General features: G+C 33.5%; 26 protein-coding genes. 24 read left to right on the top strand and 2 right to left on the bottom strand.

Going from position 1 to position 24,230, the window contains the following annotated elements; genetic code table 11:
- From BMY18_RS11705 to BMY18_RS11660, 10 genes are all read left to right on the top strand, one after another.
- A complete protein-coding gene (locus tag BMY18_RS11705; protein WP_092454213.1) occupies positions 1 to 414 on the top strand; it encodes a biotin/lipoyl-containing protein in 414 nt (137 codons plus the stop codon).
- Positions 415 to 463: 49 nt separating this feature from the next.
- Positions 464 to 1,615: a sodium ion-translocating decarboxylase subunit beta gene (locus BMY18_RS11700; protein ID WP_092454211.1), complete on the top strand. Its 1,152-nt coding sequence runs from the start codon at positions 464 to 466 to the stop codon at positions 1,613 to 1,615.
- Between the two features lie 168 nt (positions 1,616 to 1,783).
- Positions 1,784 to 3,196: an oxaloacetate decarboxylase subunit alpha gene (locus BMY18_RS11695; protein WP_092454210.1), complete on the top strand. Its 1,413-nt coding sequence runs from the start codon at positions 1,784 to 1,786 to the stop codon at positions 3,194 to 3,196.
- 173 nt (positions 3,197 to 3,369) lie between these two features.
- A complete protein-coding gene (locus BMY18_RS11690; RefSeq protein WP_092454208.1) occupies positions 3,370 to 4,299 on the top strand; it encodes a MurR/RpiR family transcriptional regulator in 930 nt (309 codons plus the stop codon).
- Positions 4,300 to 4,323: 24 nt separating this feature from the next.
- Positions 4,324 to 5,553, top strand: coding sequence for a BaiN/RdsA family NAD(P)/FAD-dependent oxidoreductase (locus BMY18_RS11685; protein ID WP_092454206.1), 1,230 nt, complete (start codon positions 4,324 to 4,326; stop codon positions 5,551 to 5,553).
- Between the two features lie 37 nt (positions 5,554 to 5,590).
- On the top strand, positions 5,591 to 6,256 hold the full coding sequence (gene cmk / locus BMY18_RS11680; RefSeq protein WP_092454204.1) for a (d)CMP kinase: 666 nt from the start codon (positions 5,591 to 5,593) through the stop codon (positions 6,254 to 6,256).
- 111 nt (positions 6,257 to 6,367) lie between these two features.
- The gene (ispH, locus tag BMY18_RS11675; RefSeq protein ID WP_092454202.1) at positions 6,368 to 7,213 is read left to right on the top strand and encodes a 4-hydroxy-3-methylbut-2-enyl diphosphate reductase; all 846 of its coding nucleotides are present in this window, start codon (positions 6,368 to 6,370) and stop codon (positions 7,211 to 7,213) included.
- Positions 7,194 to 8,318, top strand: a complete 1,125-nt coding sequence (gene rpsA / locus BMY18_RS11670) for a 30S ribosomal protein S1 (RefSeq protein WP_092454200.1) — start codon at positions 7,194 to 7,196, stop codon at positions 8,316 to 8,318. The genes ispH and rpsA overlap by 20 nt, the downstream gene beginning before the upstream one ends.
- 109 nt (positions 8,319 to 8,427) lie before the next feature.
- Positions 8,428 to 9,210, top strand: coding sequence for a CheR family methyltransferase (locus BMY18_RS11665; protein ID WP_092454198.1), 783 nt, complete (start codon positions 8,428 to 8,430; stop codon positions 9,208 to 9,210).
- A gap of 45 nt (positions 9,211 to 9,255) precedes the next feature.
- The gene (locus tag BMY18_RS11660) at positions 9,256 to 9,489 is read left to right on the top strand and encodes an HPr family phosphocarrier protein (protein WP_092454196.1); all 234 of its coding nucleotides are present in this window, start codon (positions 9,256 to 9,258) and stop codon (positions 9,487 to 9,489) included.
- Positions 9,490 to 9,627: 138 nt separating this feature from the next.
- Here the strand turns inward: BMY18_RS11660 and BMY18_RS11655 are convergent, their stop codons facing one another.
- The gene (locus tag BMY18_RS11655; RefSeq protein ID WP_170841384.1) at positions 9,628 to 10,719 is read right to left on the bottom strand and encodes a ribonuclease H-like domain-containing protein; all 1,092 of its coding nucleotides are present in this window, start codon (positions 10,717 to 10,719) and stop codon (positions 9,628 to 9,630) included.
- Positions 10,720 to 11,030: 311 nt separating this feature from the next.
- On the opposite strand from BMY18_RS11655, the gene rsxC reads away from it, so the two are divergent.
- The 12 genes from rsxC to BMY18_RS11595 all read left to right on the top strand — a co-directional run bounded on the left by rsxC (position 11,031) and on the right by BMY18_RS11595 (position 20,170).
- Complete coding sequence (gene rsxC / locus BMY18_RS11650) at positions 11,031 to 12,344, top strand: electron transport complex subunit RsxC (RefSeq protein ID WP_092454192.1); 1,314 nt, start codon at positions 11,031 to 11,033, stop codon at positions 12,342 to 12,344.
- 18 nt (positions 12,345 to 12,362) lie between these two features.
- Positions 12,363 to 13,325, top strand: coding sequence for an RnfABCDGE type electron transport complex subunit D (locus tag BMY18_RS11645; RefSeq protein ID WP_092454190.1), 963 nt, complete (start codon positions 12,363 to 12,365; stop codon positions 13,323 to 13,325).
- Positions 13,325 to 13,987, top strand: coding sequence for an RnfABCDGE type electron transport complex subunit G (locus BMY18_RS11640; RefSeq protein WP_092454188.1), 663 nt, complete (start codon positions 13,325 to 13,327; stop codon positions 13,985 to 13,987). The genes BMY18_RS11645 and BMY18_RS11640 overlap by 1 nt, the downstream gene beginning before the upstream one ends.
- Positions 13,977 to 14,693 (top strand): electron transport complex subunit RsxE, encoded by a 717-nt coding sequence (rsxE, locus tag BMY18_RS11635; protein ID WP_092454186.1) that lies wholly within the window; start codon positions 13,977 to 13,979, stop codon positions 14,691 to 14,693. Before BMY18_RS11640 ends, rsxE begins: the two co-directional genes overlap by 11 nt.
- Positions 14,694 to 15,269 carry an electron transport complex protein RnfA gene (locus BMY18_RS11630; protein WP_092454184.1) on the top strand — a complete coding sequence of 192 codons (576 nt, stop codon included), beginning with the start codon at positions 14,694 to 14,696 and terminating at the stop codon, positions 15,267 to 15,269.
- A gap of 18 nt (positions 15,270 to 15,287) precedes the next feature.
- On the top strand, positions 15,288 to 16,082 hold the full coding sequence (locus BMY18_RS11625) for an RnfABCDGE type electron transport complex subunit B (RefSeq protein WP_092454182.1): 795 nt from the start codon (positions 15,288 to 15,290) through the stop codon (positions 16,080 to 16,082).
- Between the two features lie 156 nt (positions 16,083 to 16,238).
- Positions 16,239 to 16,610, top strand: coding sequence for a NusG domain II-containing protein (locus BMY18_RS11620; RefSeq protein WP_092454180.1), 372 nt, complete (start codon positions 16,239 to 16,241; stop codon positions 16,608 to 16,610).
- A gap of 36 nt (positions 16,611 to 16,646) precedes the next feature.
- Entirely contained in the window at positions 16,647 to 17,153 is a 507-nt protein-coding gene (locus BMY18_RS11615) for a Gx transporter family protein (protein ID WP_092454178.1), read from the top strand.
- 144 nt (positions 17,154 to 17,297) lie between these two features.
- Positions 17,298 to 17,885, top strand: a complete 588-nt coding sequence (locus BMY18_RS11610; protein WP_092454176.1) for a TetR/AcrR family transcriptional regulator — start codon at positions 17,298 to 17,300, stop codon at positions 17,883 to 17,885.
- Between the two features lie 46 nt (positions 17,886 to 17,931).
- Entirely contained in the window at positions 17,932 to 18,783 is an 852-nt protein-coding gene (locus tag BMY18_RS11605) for an ABC transporter ATP-binding protein (protein WP_092454264.1), read from the top strand.
- Positions 18,780 to 19,460: a hypothetical protein gene (locus tag BMY18_RS11600; RefSeq protein WP_092454174.1), complete on the top strand. Its 681-nt coding sequence runs from the start codon at positions 18,780 to 18,782 to the stop codon at positions 19,458 to 19,460. Before BMY18_RS11605 ends, BMY18_RS11600 begins: the two co-directional genes overlap by 4 nt.
- Complete coding sequence (locus tag BMY18_RS11595) at positions 19,457 to 20,170, top strand: ABC transporter permease (RefSeq protein ID WP_092454172.1); 714 nt, start codon at positions 19,457 to 19,459, stop codon at positions 20,168 to 20,170. The genes BMY18_RS11600 and BMY18_RS11595 overlap by 4 nt, the downstream gene beginning before the upstream one ends.
- 127 nt (positions 20,171 to 20,297) lie before the next feature.
- Here the strand turns inward: BMY18_RS11595 and BMY18_RS11590 are convergent, their stop codons facing one another.
- The gene (locus tag BMY18_RS11590) at positions 20,298 to 21,587 is read right to left on the bottom strand and encodes a glycosyltransferase family 2 protein (RefSeq protein WP_092454170.1); all 1,290 of its coding nucleotides are present in this window, start codon (positions 21,585 to 21,587) and stop codon (positions 20,298 to 20,300) included.
- Positions 21,588 to 22,079: 492 nt separating this feature from the next.
- Here BMY18_RS11590 and BMY18_RS11585 point away from each other — a divergent pair, with 492 nt between their 5' ends.
- Positions 22,080 to 23,393, top strand: coding sequence for an ATP-binding protein (locus BMY18_RS11585; protein ID WP_092454169.1), 1,314 nt, complete (start codon positions 22,080 to 22,082; stop codon positions 23,391 to 23,393).
- Between the two features lie 222 nt (positions 23,394 to 23,615).
- Positions 23,616 to 24,221: a Holliday junction branch migration protein RuvA gene (gene ruvA / locus BMY18_RS11580; protein WP_092454167.1), complete on the top strand. Its 606-nt coding sequence runs from the start codon at positions 23,616 to 23,618 to the stop codon at positions 24,219 to 24,221.
- The last annotated feature ends 9 nt before the right edge of the window (positions 24,222 to 24,230 follow it).

Genomic DNA, 24,230 nt, shown 5'->3' with positions numbered 1-24,230 from the left:
ATGAAAAATTATAAAATTACTGTTAATGGAAACGTGTATGACGTGACAGTAGAAGAAGGTGTAGCTCAAGCAGCTTCAACACCAATGGTATCATCAATACCAACACAAATAAAATCACAAGAATCACAAGTTAAGCAAGTTTCAACGACAGCATCAGTTAGTTCAACAGCGAAACCTACAGTAGCATCAGGTACACAAGGAACCGTAAAAATTAATTCACCTATGCCTGGAAAGATTTTAAATATAAATGTAAGTATTGGTCAAAGTGTGAAAAAGGGCCAAGCTTTAGTTGTTCTTGAAGCAATGAAGATGGAAAATGAAATTGTTGCTCCAGAAGATGGAACTGTTATAAGCATAAATGTTTCAGTTGGTGGTTCAGTTGAGTCTGGAGATTTATTAGCTTCTCTTAATTAATTGTTTCTTGCACATAAAGAATAAAAATCATTAAACTGGAGGTTAAAACATGAGTTATATTATACAGACTCTTGGAAATCTAGTGCGTCAGACAGCTTTCTTCAATGTCACGTGGGGAAATTATTTGATGATTGTCGTTGCTTTGATTTTCATGTACTTAGCTATTAAAAAAGGTTATGAACCTCTTTTACTTCTACCAATCTCATTTGGTATGCTTTTGGTAAATATCTATCCAGACATTATGTTGACTATTGAGGAATCCAGCAATGGAGTAGGCGGTATGTTACAATATTTTTATTTGCTAGATAAATGGAGTATTCTACCTTCACTTATTTTCCTTGGAGTTGGTGCAATGACGGACTTTGGTCCACTTATTGCGAACCCAAAGAGTTTTTTATTAGGCGCAGCAGCTCAATTTGGTATTTTTGTTGCTTACATTTTAGCTATATTAATGGGATTTAGTGATAAAGCCGCCGCTGCAATTTCAATTATTGGTGGTGCGGATGGTCCGACATCAATATTTCTTGCTGGTAAGTTAGGACAGACTAAGTATTTGGGACCGATAGCAGTTGCTGCATATTCATATATGTCACTTGTTCCAATTATTCAGCCACCAATCATGAGGTTACTCACAACAAAAAAAGAACGTGCTGTTAAGATGGAACAATTAAGACCAGTATCCAAACTTGAAAAAATATTGTTTCCAATTATTGTAACAATCGTTGTTTGTCTTATTCTTCCGACAACGGCACCACTTGTGGGCATGTTAATGCTTGGAAACTTATTTAAAGAATCAGGAGTTGTAAAACAACTTGCAGAAACCGCATCAAATGCGCTTATGTATATTGTAGTTATTCTTCTTGGTATATCAGTAGGTGCAACAACTAGCGCCGAAGCATTTTTAAATGCCGATACACTTAAGATTGTTGCTTTAGGATTGTTTGCCTTTGCATTTGGTACTGCAGGAGGCGTAATATTAGGTAAGATAATGTGTAAAGTCACACACGGTAAAGTAAATCCATTAATTGGTTCGGCAGGAGTTTCTGCTGTTCCTATGGCGGCCAGAGTATCACAAAAAGTCGGCGCTGAATCAGATCCAACTAACTTTTTGTTAATGCATGCGATGGGACCAAATGTAGCAGGCGTTATTGGTACAGCAGTTGTAGCTGGTACATTTATGGCAATGTTTGGGATTTCGTAACTGTTTACAAGGTAGTATTCCGCGAGGTATTTTTGCTTGCTTTTAGCAAAAATCGGAGTTTCACAGCACCAAATTGCATCTTTATAGCAATTTGTGTGCATCGCGAAGCGTGTAATTGTTCAGGTACTGAACAGTTACGGGATTTCATAATAATAGGAGGGTATTTCAATGGTAGATCAAATAAAAAAACCGCTAAAAATTACGGAAACAATATTACGTGACGCACATCAGTCACTTATTGCTACAAGAATGACAACACAGCAGATGCTTCCAATCGTTGATAAGATGGATCAAGTTGGTTATCATTCAGTAGAATGTTGGGGCGGTGCTACATTTGATGCATCACTTCGATTTTTAAAAGAAGATCCATGGATGAGACTACGTAAGTTGAGAGATGGATTTAAAAATACGAAATTACAAATGCTATTTAGAGGACAGAATATTTTAGGATACAATCATTATTCAGATGATGTTGTAGAATATTTTGTTCAGAAATCAATTGCAAATGGTATTGATATCATTCGAATATTTGATTGTTTCAATGATCTTCGTAATTTACAAACAGCTGTTAAGGCGGCTAACAAAGAAAAAGGGCATGCTCAAATTGCACTTGCTTATACATTGGGCGACTCGTATACACTTGATTACTGGAAAGATATGGCCAAGAAAATTGAAGAGATGGGCGCAGATTCAATTTGTATTAAAGATATGGCTGGCCTGTTATTACCATACAAAGCAACTGAATTAGTGGAAGCACTAAAAGAAACAACTTCACTTCCAATACAGATGCACACACATTATACATCAGGTGTAGCGTCTATGACTTATCTGAAGTCAGTTGAGGCCGGAGCAGATGTGATTGACACTGCCATGTCACCATTTTCAATGGGCACAAGTCAACCGGCTACTGAAGTAATGGTTGAAACGTTTAAAGGAACGCCATATGATACTGGTTTGGATCAAACACTTCTAGCAGAAATCGCTGATTACTTCAGACCAATGCAAGAAGATGCCCTTAGAACTGGATTACTCAATCCTAAAGTTTTGGGTGTTGATATTAAGACATTATTATATCAAGTGCCAGGTGGTATGTTATCTAACTTAGTTTCACAGTTAAAGGAAGCAAAAGCTTCTGACAAATATTATGAAGTACTTGAAGAAATTGCAAGAGTTCGTAAAGATTTTGGCGAACCACCACTTGTCACCCCATCATCTCAAATCGTTGGAACACAGGCGGTTCTAAATGTGTTACAAGGTGAACGCTATAAGATGGTCACAAAAGAAACAAAAAAAATACTGAGTGGTGAATTTGGTCAAACAATCAAACCATTTAATGCAGAAGTTCAAAAGAAGGTAATCGGAGATTTAGTTCCTATTACATGTCGACCAGCAGATTTAATTGAACCACAATTAGAAAAGTTTAAAAAAGAAGTGGCACAATATTCGCAGCAGGACGAAGATGTATTAACATATGCATTGTTTCCAGCTGTAGCAATAGAGTTTTTTAAATATAGAGAGGCGCAGCAGACGAAGGTAGATGTTAAAGTTGCAGATACCGAAAGTATATCATATCCTGTTTGAAAAATATTCAATAGTTACTTCAAGATATCATGATTATTATGGTGAAAATGAGTCGATACATTGTATTGGCTCTTTTTTTTGTGGATTGTATTGATTTTTTGTGTTAAACTGATATTCTATTAAAAGAGAATAATACTGAATAAATTGTTTAGAAAAGGATAATCGCGGATCCAATGAGTGAAGATAAAGGATTATTATATCAAATCAGAGAAAATATAACGAAATTCAGTAAGGGACAAAAGAAACTGGCTGATTACATCTCGCATAACTATGAAAAGGCAGCATTTATGACTGCGATTAAGCTTGGTGAAGAAGTTGGTGTAAGTGAATCTACTGTTGTAAGATTTGCTACTATTGTTGGATTTAGTGGGTATCCCCAGTTTCAAAAAGAGTTAGCGAATCTAGTGCAAGAACGGATTCATTCAATCGAAAGAATAGAGATTGCATCTGGTGATATGACACAAGAAATGGTTTTGGATAATGTACTGAATGCTGATGCTGAAAAGATTAAGATGACTTTAGAAGGCGTCGATAGAAATTCTTTTCATATGGCGGTTGATGTGATGCTAAAGGCAGATACAATATACGTTGTAGGCGTTAGAAGCTGTGCACCGCTTGCCCAATTTATGAGCTTTTATCTTAAATTGATATTTGCACATGTTGTATTGGTAGAAAGCTGCAATACGAGTGAGTTATTTGAACAGATGCTTCGTGTGAATGAAAAAGACGTTGTGATTGGAATCAGTTTTCCTAGGTATTCAATGAGAACTTTGAAGGCGATGGAATACGCGAATAATAAGAATGCGAAAGTAATCGCAATTACAGATAATAAGCATTCACCAATTAATATGTACTCCTCATGTAATTTGTTTGCAAGAAGCGATATGGCATCAATAGTGGATTCGTTGGTTGCACCATTAAGCTTGATAAATGCGTTAATTGTTGCACTTTGCATAGAGAGAAAAGATGAAGTTATTAATAACTTGGAAGCGCTAGAACAGGTATGGTATGATTATCAGTTTGATAATAATGATGAAATAAATCTGTTAGACGAAGATTTGAAGATGGAATTAAGAAAAATGGGATCATCTAATCAAATTTAATATATATATTTGAAAAGGAGCACAATGAGTAATGTAATTATAATAGGCGGAGGCGCAGCAGGAATGTTTGCGGGTATTTTCGCGGCGAGAAATGGACATAATGTAAGTATATATGAGAAAAATGAGAAGCTAGGTAAGAAACTTTTTATTACAGGAAAAGGAAGATGCAATTTAACAAATGCTGGTGATAATGAAGAACTTCTCAATAGCGTAGTCACGAACAAGAAGTTTATGTACAGTTCATTTAATGGGTTTAGTAATTACGATACTATGGGGTTCTTTAGTGAATTGGGGCTTGAAATTAAAGTTGAACGTGGTAATAGAGTATTCCCTGAATCTAATAAATCATCAGATGTTTTGTCATGCTTAGGTAGGGAACTTAATAAATTGAATGTAAAAATTATTTATAATACAGCTATTATAGATGTGATAGCACCTAATAGCTGTTTTAAGAGCGTTAAGACTAGTAAAGGACAAGTAGTGGATGGTGATTACTTAATAGTCGCTACAGGCGGTAATTCATACCAATTAACAGGATCTACTGGTGATGGATATAAGTTTGCAAAAACACTTGGACATAAAGTGACAGATATCCTTCCAGCGCTTGTTCCATTTAATACGAAAGAGGAATGGATTAAGGAATTACAAGGTCTTAGTCTTAGAAATGTAAATGTTACAGTGTTTGATGAGAATAAGGAGATATATTCGGATTTTGGTGAATTGTTATTCACACATTTTGGCGTAAGCGGACCTACAGTACTTTCTGCAAGTAGTTTTGTGGCAAAGAATATAAAGAGCAAACAACTTAAGATGGTTATCGATTTAAAACCAGCGTTATCATTTGAACAGTTGGATGATAGAATTTTAAGAGATTTCGAAGAGGAAAAAAACAAGCAATATAAGAATGCGCTGGATAGTCTATTGCCGAAGAAGCTGATACCTGTGGTTATTGAACTCAGTAAAATCCAAGAAAACAAGAAGGTAAATGAGATTTCAAGAGATGAAAGACAGAATTTGGTCCGTTTGATTAAGAATTTAGAATTCACACTTCTTGGGCTAAGAGGATTTAATGAAGCAATCATTACACAAGGCGGAGTTGAGGTGAAGGAGATTAATCCATCAACAATGGAATCAAAACTCGTTAAAAATGTATATTTTATTGGTGAAGTTCTTGATGTTGATGCAGTGACTGGTGGATTTAATTTACAGGTTGCTTGGTCAACAGCATATGCTGCAGCACAAAATATAAACTAACGACTTAATCATTATAAAATCTTGGAGGATAAATAATATGGCATACGCAATTGCAATAGATGGACCAGCGGGAGCTGGAAAAAGTACAATAGCAAAATCAATTGCGAAGAAATTACAATATATATATGTAGATACAGGTGCAATGTATCGTGCAATCGCAATTTATTTTATAAAAAATAATATTGACCCAACAGATGAAAATGCAATTAATAAAGCCTGTGAACATGTTGATATTACAATCGCTTATTTAAATGGTGAGCAACAAGTCATTTTGAATGGTGAGAATATCACAAGTATATTAAGAAATGAAGAAGTTGGTAAAATAGCATCAAAAACATCAATTTATGCAAAGGTAAGAAAAAAATTAGTCGAACTTCAAAGAGAACTTGCTAGAACTACAGATTGTATAATGGATGGCAGAGATATTGGGACGACAGTGCTACCCAATGCTAATGTTAAGATATATTTAACAGCTAGTGTTGAAGCAAGGGCATCAAGAAGATATAAAGAGCTGATAGAAAAAGGTGAAAGCCCAAGTTATGAAGTGATAAAAAGTGATATTGAAAATAGAGACTATCAAGATATGAATCGTGAAAATTCTCCATTAAAACAGGCGGACGATGCGGTTTTAATTGACTCTTCAAATATTGATTTAGATGAGACGATAGAAACAATCATAAAAGTGATTAATGAAAACATATAATTCATAATTTTAGAACAAGATAGATACTGCGTTATGAATGATAAATAGGAATGTGGTAGTACAAACTTTGTATGTGTCTTGCGAAAGCAGGCCATAAGAATGGGGTAATGTATGGAAGTAATAGTAGCAAAGACATCAGGCTTTTGTTTTGGCGTTAAGAAAGCAGTCGAAAAAGTATATGAACAAGTAGGTAAAGAAAATGTATATACCTATGGACCCATTATTCATAATGAAGAAGTAGTGAAAGATTTGGAAAAAAAGGGAGTTTGTGTAATTGACTCAATAGATGAATTAAATAACATAAAAAAAGGAACAATAATTATAAGATCACATGGAGTTGCGAAAGATATATATGATAAGATTAACGCAATGGGAATTGAAATGATAGATGCAACATGTCCTTATGTCTTAAAGATTCACAAAATAGTTGCAGAAGAAAGCAAAAAAGGAAGAACGATTGTAATAATTGGAAATGATCTTCATCCTGAGGTAGAGGGAATAAAAGGTTGGTCAGTAACCCCCCCTAAAGTGATTGATACTGTTGAAAAAGCAATGGAATTTCACGCAAATATTGATGAAAAGATATGTATTGTGTCACAAACGACATTTAACTACAAGAAATTTCAAGAATTAGTTGAAATTATTTCAAAAAAGAGGTATGATATTTTTATTCGTAATACAATTTGCAATGCTACTGAGGAACGTCAGACCGAAGCAAGGGAAATAGCCCAAAAGGTGGACGTAATGATAGTGATTGGTGGCAAAAGCAGTTCGAATACGCGTAAGCTATATGAGATCTGCCAGAATGAATGTAAGAACACGTATTATATACAGACACTTCGAGACCTGGACTTATACAAGTTTAGCACCGCAGGCTGCATAGGTATTACAGCAGGGGCGTCAACCCCAAATAATATTATCGAGGAGGTTCATACTAATGTCAGAGTTAAGTTTTGAACAAATGTTAGAGGAATCATTTAAGACAATACATACAGGAGAAGTTGTAGATGGTACAGTTATCGGTGTCAAAGAAGACGAGATTATCTTAAACATCGGCTATAAAGCTGATGGTATTATTACTCGTAGTGAATATACATCAACACCCAATGCAGATTTAACTACAATGGTTTCTGTAGGTGATCCAATGCAAGTAAAAGTTCTCAAGGTTAATGATGGTGAAGGCCAAGTATTGTTAACATATAGAAGACTTGTTGCGGACAATGGAAATAAGAAATTGGAAGAAGCATTTAACAACAAAGAAGTAATTACAGCTAAGGTTTCACAGGTTCTTGGTGGTGGATTAAGCGTTGTTGTTGATGAATCAAGAGTATTTATACCAGCTAGTCTTGTATCTGACTCATATGAGAAAGATTTAACAAAATTTGCTGATAAAGAAGTATCTTTTGTCATCACAGAGTACAATCCTAAGAGAAGAAGGATTATCGGCGATTGCAAGCAATTAATTGTTGCAAGCAAAGTTGAACTTCAAAAAGAATTACTTGCAAAGATTTCAGAAGGTATGACAATTGAGGGAACAGTTAAAAATGTTACTGATTTTGGTGTATTTATTGATTTAGGAGGAGTTGATGGACTTCTTCATATTTCAGAGATGTCATGGGGCAGAACAGAGAATCCTAAGAAGGTATTTAAAGTTGGAGATCCTGTTAAAGCATTTATTAAGGAAATCAACGGTACTAAGATCGCATTAAGTCTTAAATACCCAGACCTTAATCCATGGTCAAATGTAAGTGAAAAGTATGCAGTTGGTAATATTGTAACTGGAAAAGTTGCAAGAATGACAGATTTCGGTGCATTCATTGAATTAGAGCCAGGCGTTGATGCGCTTCTTCATGTTTCACAGATTGCCAAAGAACATATTGACAAACCTTCAGACATTTTGAAAGTTGGACAAGAAGTAGAAATCAAAGTGGTAGACTTGAATGTTGAAGATAAGAAGATTAGCTTAAGTATTAAGGCACTTCTTACAGATGATGAAGTGAATGAAGCAGTTGCTGTAGAAGATGCTCAAGAAGTTTCTGAAGAAGTGAATGAAGAAGTTTGATTTAGATGATTTCCCATTTATAATTATAGTATTTTAAAATATTACAGAAAAATGAATGCATCTTAACTGAATATTATAAGCAGTTATGGTGCATTTTCAAGGTGGATGAATGGGAATAGTAAGAGATTATGAGGATTTTAAAAAAGCTGTATTACCTTTGACTGGAATCGACCTTAATGCATATAAGGAACGACAGATGAAAAGAAGAATTGATACTTTAATTGAACGTAACAAGTACGATGGCTATGATAGTTACACGGCTGTGCTTAGGAGTAATAAAGAAGTCCTTGATGAGTTTGTGAACTATCTTACAATTAATGTATCAGAGTTTTACAGGAATTCGGCACTTTGGCAGACACTTGAAGATGTCGTTTTACCAGAATTAATTAATAAATTCGGTCAAAATCTTAAGATTTGGAGTGCGGCTTGTTCCACTGGCGATGAACCATATTCATTGGCAATGGTATTAGCTAAGAAAATCCCATTGAGTAAAATTCATATTATAGCAACCGATATTGACAGTCAAGTATTAGAGAAGGCTAAAATAGGTATTTACTCACCCAATAGTCTCAAAGGGCTTCCAGATGAATATAAAAATAAATATTTTGAAGCAATGGGTGATAAAGCATATAAAATTTCTGATAACATCAAAAATTGTGTTGAATTTAAAAAACATAATTTATTAAAAGATAGTTATCCAGCAGCATGCCATTTGATTGTTTGCCGAAATGTGATGATATATTTTACCGAAGATGCAAAATCTGAAATTTATAAGCAATTTTATAATTCATTAGTAAAAGATGGTTGTTTGTTTGTTGGCAATACTGAACAAATAATTAATCACAGAGATATGGGATTTTCATTTAATAAACTTTTTTTCTATAATAAGTAGTAAAGCTATTAAAAATGACAGTGTTTATTTTAAGGAGATATAGAAATGAAAAGTGTTTATGTTAAATTTAAAAATAATGAAGAAATTAGTAAATTTGTAAATGTTATTTGTGATAGTGATTGTGATTTTGATCTTGTAAAAGGCAGGAAAACGGTAGATGCAAAGTCTTACTTAGGTATCTTGTGCTTTGATTTATCAGTCCCAGTTCGCTTAGATATTTATAATGAAAATGATAAAATTTTAGAAGATATATCTTCATATATTGTAGAACAAGAGTAAACCAATCATGTATTACATATTAGTCTAATATATAATAGGTAAATTATTCTAATAAAAATGGAATAAGCGGCTAGAAATGATTACATTTCAGGCCGCTTATTTTTTTGCAGATAAAATCATTTTAAGTATAAAATCAAATTACAAAAGATTATTGATTATGTCAATTATGTAGCTTTTTTGAAGTCTATTATTTCCGATGAAATTTTCTTCAAGTTCAAAGTAAGTTATTTTATCATTATAATCTATTTTAAAGTAAGGATTCACTATTTCATTAAATTGAGGAAGAAACATTCCTGTTTTTTTACTATAGCAATTGGCTGCTTTTGCTTTCATTCGATAATTTTTGTCAACATAGAAAGCTATGCTTTTGTGAATTGAAGTGTCTTCTTCTGGAAGATAAAAGTAATCCTTGTAATTTGAGTAGAAATATTTTAATTCGCCCGTATATACCTTGACACGCAATTTGAGTGAGTTATTAAATGCTGTTAGGTAAAACAGATCATTTCCAAAAGATACACGTTTGGGGATGGCGGTATCTAGTGTTCCAGAAAATATAGTTTCTTTTGATACGAAACCATCGAAATCCGTGGCTGTATTTGTCTCGATAGAATTAATCATATAGTTTCCTCCTGTAATGGAACCATATGATAAGATGGGCAGTAATTGCAACATACCGATAATATCTTCTTTGTTATGTAGTAGCAGGATGTGTAGTGACTCCTCATCCTTTGTAATTAAGTATTGGTTATAGACATTAATAAGTTCCCCTCCTGAGAATTTATCATTGCGTTCAATTCCTAAAAACTTTTCTATTGTTTTCTGCTTGTAGTTTTCCAACTTTAAAAGCTTATGAACTTTACGCGTATATTTGAATATATCCAAACTACTAAAATCTTTAAAGGAATATGGTAAATTATATTTGGAGAATTTATTGATAAGATAAGGCATATCAAAACCCTCTCCGTTGAAATGAATGATAGTTTTATATGTTTGTATAAATTCACAAAATGATGCAAGTACAATTGCTTCATTTTGAGGATCTTCAGAAAACCACTGTTTAATATTCCATGTATTGTTCTTATAATATAAGACACCAATAAGGTATAGAGATGTACTTCGGGCTGAAAAACCAGTTGTTTCAATATCGAAAAAAATAATATCTTCTTTGGGTCCATTTAGAAGGTCTAAGTTTGAAATTTTAAAATCAACGGTGTCATTAGTAGTTATCATACGTTTCTCCATTTCTGCGCATATAAGTTTGTACCTGCGGCTTGTTCTTCAAATACTTCGTTTTTCATATGTTCATTGTTGATTGATGCAATATTTAGTTTGGAAGTTTGAATTTCAAGTAAATTTAAAAGTAGTTTATTTAACAATCATAACAATAACATGAAGTTAAGACCTTAAATTGGGGATTCCTTTCAAGCTAATTTTGTTATAGTTATATTATAACGTAGTTTCTGAATAAAAAAAAGTGGATTTTTACTTATATTTGGGTTAGAATGAAAGAATATGATTTTTATGATTAAGGAGAATGCGCAATGGTAAAATTAACTTTTAGAGGAGGAGTACATCCTAATGATTGTAAAAGTTTTTCAAAAGAAAAGCCAATCAAAGAACTATTTCCAGAAAGTGAATTGGTATTTCCACTTTCGCAGCATATTGGTGCGCCTGCGGTTCCAATAGTCGCCAAAGGTGATTTGATTCTAGCAGGACAGTTAATTGCAGAAGCAGGCGGATTTGTTTCGGCAAACATTCATTCTTCAGTGTCTGGTACTGTAAAGTCAATTGAACCAAGAACATTAGCTACAGGCGGAAAATGTAATTCGATTATCATCGAAAATGATGGTAAGTATAAAGAAGTTAATTATGTGACTAAAAAGCTAGAAGAACTTTCTAAGGATGAAATCAGGCAAAGGGTTAAAGATGCGGGTGTGGTTGGTATGGGTGGAGCAGGTTTCCCTACTAATGTTAAACTTACGCCGAAGAACCCAGAGGCAATTGAGTATATTATTGTTAATGGAGCAGAGTGTGAGCCATATCTTACATCTGATTATAGAAGAATGTTAGAAGAACCCGAAATAGTTGTAACGGGTCTTAAAATCGTTCTTCAACTATTTGATAAGGCTGTGGGATATATTGCTGTTGAAGATAATAAACCAGAAGCTATTGCAATTTTGGAAGAGAAAGTTAAGGACGAGCCTAGGATTAGCGTGAAAGTTGTAACAACAAAGTATCCACAGGGTGGAGAAAGAACACTTATTTACGCAACAACAGGAAGAACAATTAATTCATCAATGCTACCAGCTGATGTTGGATGTATTGTACATAATATTGATACAATTTCTTCGATATACTACGCTGTAATTGAAGGAAAACCGCTTACAAAGAGAATCGTTACTGTTACTGGTGATGGTCTCGCTGATCCACAGAACTTTTATGTATATTTGGGTATGAATTATAGACAGTTATTAGAAGCTGCGGGCGGTAAAATTGCTGAGCCAGAGAAATATATTTCAGGTGGACCTATGATGGGATTTGCTATGTATAGTCTTGATGTACCTGTTATAAAAGGAAGTTCATCTCTTCTTGTAATGCAAAATGATATTGTTTCTCATATTGAACCTTCCTCTTGTATTAGATGTGGAAGATGCGTAGAGGTCTGCCCAGGCAGAATAATTCCAACTCAGCTTTCAATCATGGCAATGCATGGAGATACGCAAGGATTTATTGAGGCAGATGGTTTAGAGTGCTGTGAATGTGGTTGTTGTTCATATATATGTCCGGCTAAGAGACCATTAACACAAGATATTAAGTCAATGAGAAGAACAATACTTGCAAGCAAGAAAAAGTAAGAAAGGTGGACAAGAAAAGTGAGTGATTTATATAATGTTTCAACGTCGCCTCATGTACGTCATAAAGACTCAACAACGGGAATAATGCGAGATGTACTTTTTGCTTTATTACCTGCAAGTGCATTTGGTGTTTATAATTTTGGATTAAAAGCTTTCATTTTAATAATAGTATCAATAGTAACCTGTGTAGCTACAGAAGCTGCATATGAATATTTTATGCATAAGAAGATAACAGTACTTGATTTAAGCGCTGCGGTAACCGGTTTATTGCTTGCATTAAATGTACCATCAACACTCCCTGTTGGAATGCTGATTATTGGATGCTTTTTTGCGATTATTATTGTAAAACAGTTATTCGGTGGGTTAGGTCAGAATTTCATGAATCCAGCATTGGCTGCTAGATGTTTTTTGTTGATATCATTTACTGGTAGAATGACTACATTTACATATGATGGCGTTACAGGAGCAACACCTCTTGCTATCCTTAAAGGTGGAACAGAAGTTGCAGGTATGACAACAAATTTATGGAATATGTTTATTGGAGCAATCGGTGGAACAATCGGTGAAACATCAGTGATTGCACTTTTATTTGGTGCTGCATACTTATTGGTGAAGAAAGTAATTCATATTAGAATTCCAGCTACATATATCGCATCATTTGCAGTATTCATATTATTGTTTGCACCTGGTCATCAGTTTGACATTGAATTCCTCGCTAAGGAATTGTGTGGTGGTGGTTTGATTCTAGGCGCATTTTTTATGGCAACAGATTATGTGACGTCCCCTATCACTTCCAATGGTAAAATCGTTTACGGTATTTTACTTGGTTTCTTAACCGGACTATTTAGAATGTTTGGTGGATCAGCAGAAGGGGTTTCCTATGCAATCATTATTTCTAATATGTTGGTACCACTGATTGAAAAATATACACCTCCTAAATCTTTTGGAAAAAGAAAAGTCAAGAAGGAGGTTGCAAAATAATGAAATCAATTATTAAAGATTCACTTATATTATTTATCATAACACTGATTGGTGGTCTTTGCCTCGGATATGTATATGATATTACGAAAGCGCCAATTGCGGCACAGGCTGAAAAATCAAAAAATGCTGCTTATGAAAAAGTGTTTATAACAAAAGATGGTAGCAAACTTTCCACTACTTTTGAAGAATTGGAGCAGTCAACTTATCCATTGGATCAATTTGCATCAGTTTTGGATGCAGCTGGAATGAAAGGTAATTCAATCAGTAACGTAGTATGTGCGATGGATACGAATAATAAGCCAGTGGGGCTAGTACTTACGGTTGTATCAAAAGAAGGATATGGCGGAGATATCAAATTTACAGTTGGTATCTTAAAAGATGGAACAGTTAATGGAATATCTATTCTTTCAATTTCTGAAACAGCTGGACTTGGAATGAAAGCCAATACACAAGATTTCCAAAACCAATTTTCTTTTAAAAATGTAGATAAATTCAAATATACGAAGACTGGCGCAACAGCTGATAATGAAATTGATGCTCTGAGCGGTGCTACAATTACGACGAATGCTATGACAAATGGCGTTAATAGTGCGATTGCAGCTTTTGATTATATTTATGCAAATGGAGCTAAAACGGTAGGAGGTGTTGTCATTGAACAGTAGTATAGAAAGAATTTATAATGGTGTATATAAAGAAAATCCAATATTTGTGTTAATGTTAGGTTTATGTCCAACACTTGCTGTCACGACATCTGCAACAAATGCTATCGGTATGGGGCTATCATCAGCTGCAGTATTGGTGTTTTCAAATTTATTTATTTCAATGCTTAGAAATGTGATACCTGATAAAGTTAGAATGCCTGCATATATCGTTATTGTAGCATCACTTGTAACGGTAGTTCAATTCTTGATGGAAGGCTTTGTACCAGAAATCTATGCGGCACTTGGCATCTATATCCCGTTGATTGTTGTTAACTGTATCATTCTTGGGAGAGCAGAATCATATGCTTCAAAAAACCCTGTAATTCCTTCAATCTTTGATGGTATTGGTATGGGGCTTGGATTTACGGTTGCACTTGTACTTCTTGGTGCATTTAGGGAAATTATTGGCGCAGGTCAGATTTTTGGAATTCAGGTAATTCCAGCAAATTATTATGAGCCAATTACAATATTTATTCTTGCTCCCGGAGCTTTCTTTGTCCTTTCAATGCTTACGGCCATTCAGAATAAGGTTATGAATAAAGCGGCTAAGAGGCCAGGAGCTAAACAGAAGGCAATAAAAGACGTAGGTTGTGGAACTAGTGGCTGTGGTTCGTGTGGTGGATGCAGCGGAAAAATATTCAACATTGGCGAACAGGAGGAAAAATAAATGAAAGAATTATTTTTAATCGCGGTGGGTACAGCGTTAATTAATAATGTTGTATTAAGCCAATTCTTAGGATTATGTTCGTTCGTTGGTGTATCAACAAGCGTAAAGACTGCAAAAGGAATGGGAGAAGCTGTAATTTTCGTTATTACACTTTCTTCATTAATTGCCAGTTTGATTTATAAATTTATACTTATGCCACTTGAACTTACCTATTTGACTACGATTGTATTTATACTTGTAATCGCAGCGTTAGTTCAGTTTGTAGAGATGTTCTTAAAGAAATTCATGACAGGACTTTATAGTGCACTCGGCGTGTATCTTCCTTTGATTACAACAAACTGTGCAGTACTAGGTGTTGCAATTATTAATGTTCAGAAAGACTATAACATTGTGACATCTGTGGTAAATGGTTTTTTTACGGCAGTTGGATATACGATTGCAATTATTATTATGGCTGGTATCAGAGAAAAAATACAATACAATGATGTACCAGAAAGCTTTAAAGGAATGCCAATTGTTCTTCTTACATCAGGTCTAATGGCTATTGCATTCTTTGGTTTTTCAGGATTGATATAGGAAGAGGAGGAAGATCTAATGTCAGGAATTATTATAGCGGCAGCAGTAGTTGGCGGAACAGGAATATTCATCGGTCTTTTACTTGGAATTGCAGGCGTAAAATTAAAAGTTGAAGTCGATCAGATAGAACTCGACGTTAGAGCAGCACTCCCAGGAAACAATTGTGGTGGCTGCGGATTACCAGGCTGTGATGCGCTTGCAAAAGCAATTTCAGAAGGTCGAGCAGCAGTTGGCGCATGTCCAGTTGGTGGTGCATCCGTTGCAGAAAAGATTGCTACAATAATGGGAGCAGATGTAGGAGAGACTACTCATAATATTGCATTTGTTAAATGTGCTGGCACTTGTGAAGTCACGAAAGAGACGTATAAATACACAGGAGTTGAAGATTGTACCGTAATGCCATTTGTACCGAATGGTGGTCCTAAAACTTGCACATATGGTTGCATGGGTTATGGCGCCTGCGTGAAAGCTTGTCAATTTGATGCGATTCACATTATAAATGGGATTGCAGTCGTTGATAAGGAAGCATGTAAGGATTGTGGAAAATGCGTAGCAATTTGTCCAAGACACCTTATTGAGATCATACCGTACGAAGCACCACTTGCAGTCAGCTGCGCATCTAAAGATAAAGGTAAAGATGTTTTGGCAGGGTGTAGTGTTGGTTGTATCGCATGCGGAATTTGTGTAAAGCAGTGCGAGTTCGACGCAATTCATATTGAGAATAATATTGCGCATATTGATTATGAAAAATGTACGGGATGTGGGAAATGTGCTGAAAAATGTCCTAAAAAGATAATTAAGTTTCAGAAGTGATTTCATTTTATCCAATAAAATCAAAACGAAAGAAAAACAATCTTTTATACAAATATAGTAACTTAAATAATGAGAATAGGGAAGGTTGAAAAATCTTTCCTTTTTCTTTTAGTAGTTGTTGATAGTTGTCGTTAAAGCAATAGAGAAGAGGACATTATGAAAAAAAATGATATTATTCTTGCCGCTTCATTTGTGGTAGTTGCGATAATTTGTGCAATATTTATTCAAGTAGTAATTAAAAAAGCTGGCAATGTAGCAGTGGTTAGCATAGATGGACAAGTATACAAAGAATTGTCTTTGAATGTAAATACAAAACTAGAAATAGATGCAGCGGTAGGAGCTGATGGCTACAATTTCATCGTAATTGAAAATGGTTATGCTTATATGAAAGATGCTGATTGTACCGATAAGATTTGTGTACATCAAGGTAGAATTAGTAAAGTAGGAGAAACAATAGTGTGTCTTCCTCATAAAGTTGTCATTGAGATAAAGGGAAAAAATACGGAATTAGATGCAGTGGTACAGTAGCACATTTGGTAACTAATTTTAAAAGAGGATTAATATATGAATAATAATAGTAAACGTGTTGCAATTTGCGGAGTCCTTACAGCATTGGCAATGATATTTAGTTATATTGAGGCATTAATTCCCATTCCAATCGGTATTCCAGGCGTTAAGCTAGGCATCGCGAACATTGCCATAATAGCAGTAATATACATTGTGGGCGATTCCCAGGCAATTATAGTGAATTTCCTTAGAATTATGCTGACAGGAATCTTATTTGGCAATTTTTATAGTTTCTTATTTAGCCTTGCTGGAGGAATGTTAAGCGTTGTTATAATGGTATTAGTTAAGAAAACGAAAAAGCTATCAATGGTTGGAGTCAGCATAATTGGTGGAGTTGCGCATAATATAGGGCAAATCGTTGCGGCAGTATTTTTAATGGACAATGCTGCGATTGCATATTATTTGCCTGTTCTTATTATTGCGGGTGTAGTCACAGGAATCGTGATCGGCTATGTAGGTCAGTTGGTTACAAGAAGTATTTCAGCTAATTTTATAATAGACTAGGACAATTAATTTTAATAATATGTTCAAGATGTAAGTTAACTATATTTAGTTAATTTACATCTTTTTTTATTGACAGAAATTTGAATATGAATTATAATGACTAAAATTATAAAAGTAGTCAATATAAAAAGGAGCTAGATTATTTTGCCAAAAATATATAGTGATTTAGAAAAAAAAAATATAAAAAAGCGACTTCAGAATGCCGCAGCAGATTGTATGATGAAATATGGTGTTAAAAAAACAACAGTAGATGAGCTTGTAAGAATAGCTAATATACCGAAGGGAACTTTTTATTTGTTTTATGAATCAAAGGAGTTACTATTGTTTGAAGTGATTTTGGAGCTTCATACAGAGATCGAAAATAGTATGTTTGAAGATATATCAAAAATAATAACGAGTATGAACCCTGATAATCTAACAAATATTATTGTTATTGCCATGAAGAAGGTATGTGAAAGCTGCTTGTTGAGAATAATGACGAGCAATGATATAGAAGTACTTTCGCAAAAGCTTCCCAAGGAAGTGTTGGAAATGCATCTACTGCATGATGATGATAGCGCAGAAAAGATATTAGAACTATTTCCCAATGCAGGATCGTTGAGTAAGGAATCAATCAGCGGTGCATTTAGAGCCGTGTTTTTTGCAATGATATATAAACGTGAAATTGGAGAAGAAAATTTTTATGAGAGCATAAGGATTATGGTGAAAGGAATCATTATGCAACTGCTTTAAGAACTAATAATGAGATTCAGAAGGGAGCAATATTATGAGTGAAATAATGATTAAGGTAAATAATGTAGCATTTAGTTATACAAAGAAACCATTTTTAGAGAATATTAATTTTGAAGTAAAAAAAGGGGAAATATTTGGACTACTAGGACCATCGGGAGCAGGAAAAAGTACTTTACAAAAGATTCTTACAGGACTATTGAATGAATATAAAGGAAGTGCCATTATTGATGGAATTGAAAGTAGGAATCATACGAATAGTTTTTACGAAAAAATAGGCGTGGATTTTGAATTTCCCAGCCTATATGAAAAACTAACAGCGAAAGATAATCTCAAATATTTTGGATCATTATATAAAGGAAAGAAGAAATCAATTGATGAATTACTGGAGATAGTAGGGCTTCATAATGATGCAGATAAGAAAGTTGCTGGCTTTTCAAAAGGTATGAAAAGTCGGCTGAATTTTATCAAATCATTAATTCATAACCCAGATATTTTGTTCTTAGACGAACCAACAAGTGGATTGGATCCGACAAATGCAAGAATTTTGAAAGACATTATAATTAAGGAACGTGAAGCTGGAAAAACGATTATTCTTACAACGCATAATATGGAGGATGCCACAGAACTTTGTGACAGAGTAGCCTTTATTGTCGATGGACATATTGAGGCTATGGATACTCCACATCATTTAATTATGTCTAGAGGCGCTTGTCAGGTGTCATATAGCTTCCTAAATATGAAAGGTAGTGAAGTGGTCAACACAGTATCATTAGATGAAGTTGGAAGCGATATGGTGCTTCAAGATCTAATTATAAACAATAAATTAATTGCAATACATAGTAGTGAACCTAATTTGAATGATATATTTATGGAAGTTACAGGGAGGGTTTTGCAATGAGACTGAAAAATATGACATTAGGTGATATTAATTTTCAGAGAAAATATGGATTTTACTATATATATTTCATTTTAATTGTATTTTATGGTTTTATAATATACATTCTACCATCAGATTGGAGAAAACCTGCAACTGCAATTATGATATATTCTGATCCGGCAGCTATGGGAATGTTTTTTATGGGAGCAATTGTTTTGTTAGAAAAGAGTGAAAATGTATTGAATTCTATTGCAATATCACCGGTTAAAACGGAAGAGTATATATTATCAAAAATAATATCGCTTGGAATAATATCGGTTATAACAGCACTCATACTGGGAGCAATTGCCGGATTAACAAATTATTTTGAAATTGCAATATCCGTATTTTTGTGTTCTTCATTTTTTACTTTACTTGGTTTGTTAGTCGCATCTAAAGTTTCTAGTTTGAATCAATTTACGATTGCGACAGTACCTTTTGAAATTATTTGCTTTTTACCACCGATAATTGCAATGTTTTGGTTTGACAGTTGTTTGTTTACAATACATCCAGGGACAGCTTGTATTAACTTAATTATTCAGACAGGAAATATTTATTTAAACATAGGTGTAATTCTAATATGGTTTTTGCTTTTATGGAAGATTGTAGTGAAATCAGTTAAGAAAATGATTAACAGCGTAGGAGGAATAAAATTATGAACGCAATATTGATTTCCTTTAAGCAAGTGTTAAAAGAAACGGCAGGAGATGCAATGCTGTTTGTAGTGTGTTTTGCTCCTTTTCTATGTGGTATTGTAATGAAGTGTGGGTTGCCATTTATAGAGAATTTGCTAACAAAATATTTTGGTAAACCAGAGATAATCACACCATATTATCTACTATTTGATTTGATGATGGCTTTTTTATCTGCAATGTTATTTTGCTTCGTAGGAGCGATGGTTGTGCTTGGAGAGATGGATAATAATATATCAAGATATTTATGTGTAACGCCGCTTGGCCAAAGAGGATATTTTATTTCTAGATTTGCAATTCCCTGTGTTTTGGCAATGATTGTTACAGGTATTGTACTTACAACTTTTTCGCTTACACCTCACTCCGTTTTTTCAACTGTTATTATCTCAGTATTGGCATCAATTATTGGAATGTTAATTGCATTTATTATTGTTGCATTGGCTAATAATAAAGTAGAAGGAATGGCTGTGAGCAAATTGTCTGGAATGCTTCTATTTGGAGCTGTAGCACCATTTTTCGTAAAAGGTGACATACAGTATGTATTTGGACTTTTGCCTTCATTTTGGCTTGCTAAATACGTTATAACAGGCGGAACAATATATATAGGTATAACATTTTGTAATACTGTATTGTGGATATGGTTTTTGTATGGAAAATATAAGAAGAAGATAGCATGAGCAAAATATTAAAGATCTATGTAAGATAAATGTAGCAAAAAAAGAGTATCGTATGTAAATCTACATACGATACTCTTTTTTTGTATATAATGTCTGAACTAACGGACTTTATTTTTCCATGTTATATTTAGCTACGTTGCATATCTTCAGCAGTTTTTACTACGCTATGCGCAATAGGTTTCCATTCAACTTTTTTGAATAAAGCAATGATTGAAATTGGAACATATGTAAATATAAAAATTGGAAATGAAAATATATATAAAATCTTTTTAATTGGTGAACATTGTATTCGCTTCCATTCGGTAATCGTAGTAATTAATCCTAAAACGAACATAAGTCCATAACCGTTTACAGCTGAGAAAAAAATAGCATTCATTATGACTGGCACCAAATAACGAAATAACTTTGGATTATTTAAACCGTATAATAAAAATAAACAGTTAACACCTATACAAACAAGGGTGAGTATAGTAGCAGGTGCTATTGTCATTAACATATCATAACAAGATACAAATCTTTCTTTGCGTTTAAACATAGTAGTAAATAATGTTTTGCCATACTTAAACATTACTTGATAAAAGCCTTTCGCCCAACGCATACGTTGTGACCAAGATTGAGCAAATGTACAAGGTTGTTCATCATAAAGAATCGCTTTTTCACAGTATCCAATTCGTTCACCTTCAATTGCATTCACAACTGAAAATTGAATATCTTCTGTAAGAAGTTGGAATTTCCAACCATTGTTTTTCTTGACGATTTGACTGCTAATTAAGAAACCAGTTCCAGAAACAGCACAACTTGTGTTAAGCATCATTCTCGGATTGTTTAAGAACTTAGCTTCCCTTAAGAACCAAAGTGAATATCCAGCTGTAATCCAATTCGTATCATAGTTCTTTGAATTTCGATAGCTCGTTATAACTCTAAAACCACTATCAAAAACTTTGTTCATTTCGTAAACATAATTCTTATCAACAACATTGTCTGCATCAAAAATGAAATAACCATCGTATACTTCTACATCGCCACAATCTCTACCGATGTGTTCAAAAGCATAATCTAAAGCATATCCTTTTCCAACAAGAATATTGTTAAACCTTTCGTAAACAATAGCACCACATTCTCTAGCGATTTCAGCAGTATTGTCTGTACAATTGTCCGCAATTACAAATATATCAATTAATTCAGAAGAGTAATTCTGTTGTTTTATGCTTTGTAAAAGGTTAGCAATAACCGAACTTTCGTTTCTAGCTGCAATAATAAATGCAAACCGATGTTGTTTTTTAGCATCTTTATCAAAATGTTCTTTTTGTCTTTCACCTACTAAGGCAACAACAACGTATAATAATTGGTAGAAATATAAAAGTGTCAAAACAACAAATATGCCTAAATTGAAATATTTAATTAATATTAATCCCATTTCTCGTCCTCTCCATAAATAACAAGTTGAAAATCATTATATGAATTTTAAAATTAAACTTAAAAAATATATTAAGTTCATAACAGATTATAGCATTAGTTTCTTAAGTGTCAATAGTTTAATACCATTATAGAACTGATTTAATAGTATTAATGTCCAAAATTAAACATTATTTTCCTGTTTTCACTGAAGAAAATGCAATATATATTTAAAGATATTTATAAAACATAATAGTTATATTTAAAATAAATGGACTCATTGATTGCATACATTGTAATGCCATGCCTCCTTTGTTAATTTAGTTAAGTCTATTATTAGATATTTTATCATCTTTCTAGTAAAATTAAAAGTATTATTTTTTATTATCTAAATATTGACAAAATTGGTGATTGATATATTATAATAGTTATGCCGTTTGATATTGATATTCACGGTTGTGAGCATTTAAATAAATTGTATTTTAATTACTTATTATAGGAAGGATAAATAGAAATGTATAAAAATATCGCAAATTTAATTATATATGGAGACTTAGAGGAACAAAGCATATTATTTCAATTAGGAGAAATATTTAGACAGTTTGAAACGCAAGAAAAAAGTAATGCTGAATTAACGAAACGTATATATGCCCAGATTAAAAGACTACTAGAGGTATCAACAAATTATGGCTTTGATAAAAATTTATGGCATAATTATTTGACGTTTTTACTGATTACAAATGAAAATCCTTTCAGTATTACATGTGAAAAAATTGGCGCAAATGAAGGAAGTGTTAATCTGTTTGCTAAAAATGATTTTAAAGTATTCAAGTCTTTATTTGAGTTTGATTTTAAAATAATTGAGGAAGCACTCGATATCAATTGTTTCACCATGATCTCAAATTATAAATCGATTGAGAAAAAAGAACTGATGTATAATAAAAATGTCAGCGAAAAAGTGAAAGCATTAAGTGAAAAGTTAGAAACTGCTAAAGATGAAAGTGAGTTCTTTCATTATGTAACAGGTTTTTACAAGGATTTTGGTGTTGGTATGTTTGGACTTAACAAGGCATTTAGAATTAATAGTAAAGGTGAAAACGAAATTGAATTTTGCCCAATTAACAATATGGACAAGGTTATGTTAGCGGATTTGATAGGATATGAGATGCAAAAGAAAAAACTTACAGATAATACAGAAGCATTTATTAATGGATACAAAGCAAATAATGTACTCTTGTTTGGTGACAGTGGTACGGGGAAATCAACAAGTATTAAGGCAATTGTCAATGAATATTATGACCAGGGCCTTCGTATGATAGAAATTTACAAACATCAATTTAAAGAATTATCTACAATAATTGCAAAAATAAAAAATAGAAATTATAAGTTTATTATTTATATGGATGATTTGTCATTTGAAGAGTTTGAAATAGAATATAAGTTTTTAAAGGCAGTTATAGAGGGTGGCGTAGAAACAAAACCAGATAATATCTTGATTTATGCTACTTCAAATAGAAGACATCTGATAAAGGAAACTTGGAATGATCGCTCAGATATGGAACACAATGAGGAAATGCATCGCTCTGATACTATGGAAGAAAAATTATCACTCGTAAATAGATTTGGTGTTACAATTAATTTTTCTAAGCCAACACAGAAAGAGTACTATAATATAGTAGTTAATCTCGCAAAAAAGATGAATTTAGAACTGTCGGATGAAGAATTATGTGCCGAAGCTAACAAATGGGAGCTTAGCCATGGTGGTATTTCAGGAAGAACAGCGCAGCAATTTATTAATTATATGGTTGGTAAAACGGCAGAGAATTGAAAATAAATTAATATTGAAACATATGTTCGAGTGTGCTATGATGTATATATTACATTTAGACAGGTGCTGCTAAAGTAGCAGATTGGATCATTGTGAATGGTAAAGCATATTCACATCCCTGATTTAAAGTGCTGCTAAAGCAGCAGACTGGATCATTGTGAATGATAAAGCATATTCACATCCCTGATTTAAAGTGCTGCTAAAGCAGCAGATTGGAGCATAATGATTTCATATATAAAAGGTGAACTGACAGAAGTATTTGATGTGACAATTGTTGTTGAGAGTAATGGGATTGGCTATAATATACGCGTTCCAGCCTCTTTGATATCAAGAGTTCCAAGAGTTGGAACTGAGCTTAAGGTGTTTACATATTTGTACGTAAGAGAAGATGCTATGAATCTATATGGATTTCTTACAAGAGATGATTTAGAAGTTTTTAAACTGTTGATTACTGTTAATGGAATAGGCCCGAAAGGGGCGCTCGGAATCCTATCTACAATTACACCTGATGAACTAAGGTTTGCTGTATTAGCAGATGACGTCAAGCTGATTTCAAGTGCACCTGGAATTGGTTCTAAGACTGCACAGAAGCTTATTATTGAGTTAAAGGACAAACTTAAGCTTGAAGATGCTTTTGAGATGAAACTTGCACATAATAATGAAGAGTTGGGTTCTAGTGACGGTAAGAGTGAAGCGATTCAAGCGCTGGTTGCATTAGGATATGGAAGTGCAGAAGCAATTAAGGCTGTTAAACAAGTTGAAGATTTAGATAATAAGGATCCAGAAAGTATTCTTAAGGAAGCTTTGAAAAAACTAGCGTTTTTATAAGAAAACGAT

Source organism: [Clostridium] fimetarium (assembly GCF_900111235.1).
GTDB classification, from domain to species: Bacteria; Bacillota; Clostridia; order Lachnospirales; family Lachnospiraceae; genus Clostridium_N; species Clostridium_N fimetarium.
The sequence above is the reverse complement of the archived record's forward strand: the minus strand, read 5'-3'. Positions and strand labels throughout refer to the sequence as shown.

What these genes read in the sequence shown, in the direction of transcription:
- BMY18_RS11705 (WP_092454213.1), top strand. Translation starts at nt 1, where the DNA reads ATGAAAAATTATAAAATTACTGTTAATGGAAACGTGTATGACGTGACA.
- BMY18_RS11700 (WP_092454211.1), top strand. Translation starts at nt 464, where the DNA reads ATGAGTTATATTATACAGACTCTTGGAAATCTAGTGCGTCAGACAGCT.
- BMY18_RS11695 (WP_092454210.1), top strand. Translation starts at nt 1,784, where the DNA reads ATGGTAGATCAAATAAAAAAACCGCTAAAAATTACGGAAACAATATTA.
- BMY18_RS11690 (WP_092454208.1), top strand. Translation starts at nt 3,370, where the DNA reads ATGAGTGAAGATAAAGGATTATTATATCAAATCAGAGAAAATATAACG.
- BMY18_RS11685 (WP_092454206.1), top strand. Translation starts at nt 4,324, where the DNA reads ATGAGTAATGTAATTATAATAGGCGGAGGCGCAGCAGGAATGTTTGCG.
- cmk (WP_092454204.1), top strand. Translation starts at nt 5,591, where the DNA reads ATGGCATACGCAATTGCAATAGATGGACCAGCGGGAGCTGGAAAAAGT.
- ispH (WP_092454202.1), top strand. Translation starts at nt 6,368, where the DNA reads ATGGAAGTAATAGTAGCAAAGACATCAGGCTTTTGTTTTGGCGTTAAG.
- rpsA (WP_092454200.1), top strand. Translation starts at nt 7,194, where the DNA reads ATGTCAGAGTTAAGTTTTGAACAAATGTTAGAGGAATCATTTAAGACA.
- BMY18_RS11665 (WP_092454198.1), top strand. Translation starts at nt 8,428, where the DNA reads ATGGGAATAGTAAGAGATTATGAGGATTTTAAAAAAGCTGTATTACCT.
- BMY18_RS11660 (WP_092454196.1), top strand. Translation starts at nt 9,256, where the DNA reads ATGAAAAGTGTTTATGTTAAATTTAAAAATAATGAAGAAATTAGTAAA.
- BMY18_RS11655 (WP_170841384.1), bottom strand. Translation starts at nt 10,719, where the DNA reads ATGATAACTACTAATGACACCGTTGATTTTAAAATTTCAAACTTAGAC.
- rsxC (WP_092454192.1), top strand. Translation starts at nt 11,031, where the DNA reads ATGGTAAAATTAACTTTTAGAGGAGGAGTACATCCTAATGATTGTAAA.
- BMY18_RS11640 (WP_092454188.1), top strand. Translation starts at nt 13,325, where the DNA reads ATGAAATCAATTATTAAAGATTCACTTATATTATTTATCATAACACTG.
- BMY18_RS11630 (WP_092454184.1), top strand. Translation starts at nt 14,694, where the DNA reads ATGAAAGAATTATTTTTAATCGCGGTGGGTACAGCGTTAATTAATAAT.
- BMY18_RS11625 (WP_092454182.1), top strand. Translation starts at nt 15,288, where the DNA reads ATGTCAGGAATTATTATAGCGGCAGCAGTAGTTGGCGGAACAGGAATA.
- BMY18_RS11620 (WP_092454180.1), top strand. Translation starts at nt 16,239, where the DNA reads ATGAAAAAAAATGATATTATTCTTGCCGCTTCATTTGTGGTAGTTGCG.
- BMY18_RS11615 (WP_092454178.1), top strand. Translation starts at nt 16,647, where the DNA reads ATGAATAATAATAGTAAACGTGTTGCAATTTGCGGAGTCCTTACAGCA.
- BMY18_RS11605 (WP_092454264.1), top strand. Translation starts at nt 17,932, where the DNA reads ATGATTAAGGTAAATAATGTAGCATTTAGTTATACAAAGAAACCATTT.
- BMY18_RS11600 (WP_092454174.1), top strand. Translation starts at nt 18,780, where the DNA reads ATGAGACTGAAAAATATGACATTAGGTGATATTAATTTTCAGAGAAAA.
- BMY18_RS11595 (WP_092454172.1), top strand. Translation starts at nt 19,457, where the DNA reads ATGAACGCAATATTGATTTCCTTTAAGCAAGTGTTAAAAGAAACGGCA.
- BMY18_RS11590 (WP_092454170.1), bottom strand. Translation starts at nt 21,587, where the DNA reads ATGGGATTAATATTAATTAAATATTTCAATTTAGGCATATTTGTTGTT.
- BMY18_RS11585 (WP_092454169.1), top strand. Translation starts at nt 22,080, where the DNA reads ATGTATAAAAATATCGCAAATTTAATTATATATGGAGACTTAGAGGAA.
- ruvA (WP_092454167.1), top strand. Translation starts at nt 23,616, where the DNA reads ATGATTTCATATATAAAAGGTGAACTGACAGAAGTATTTGATGTGACA.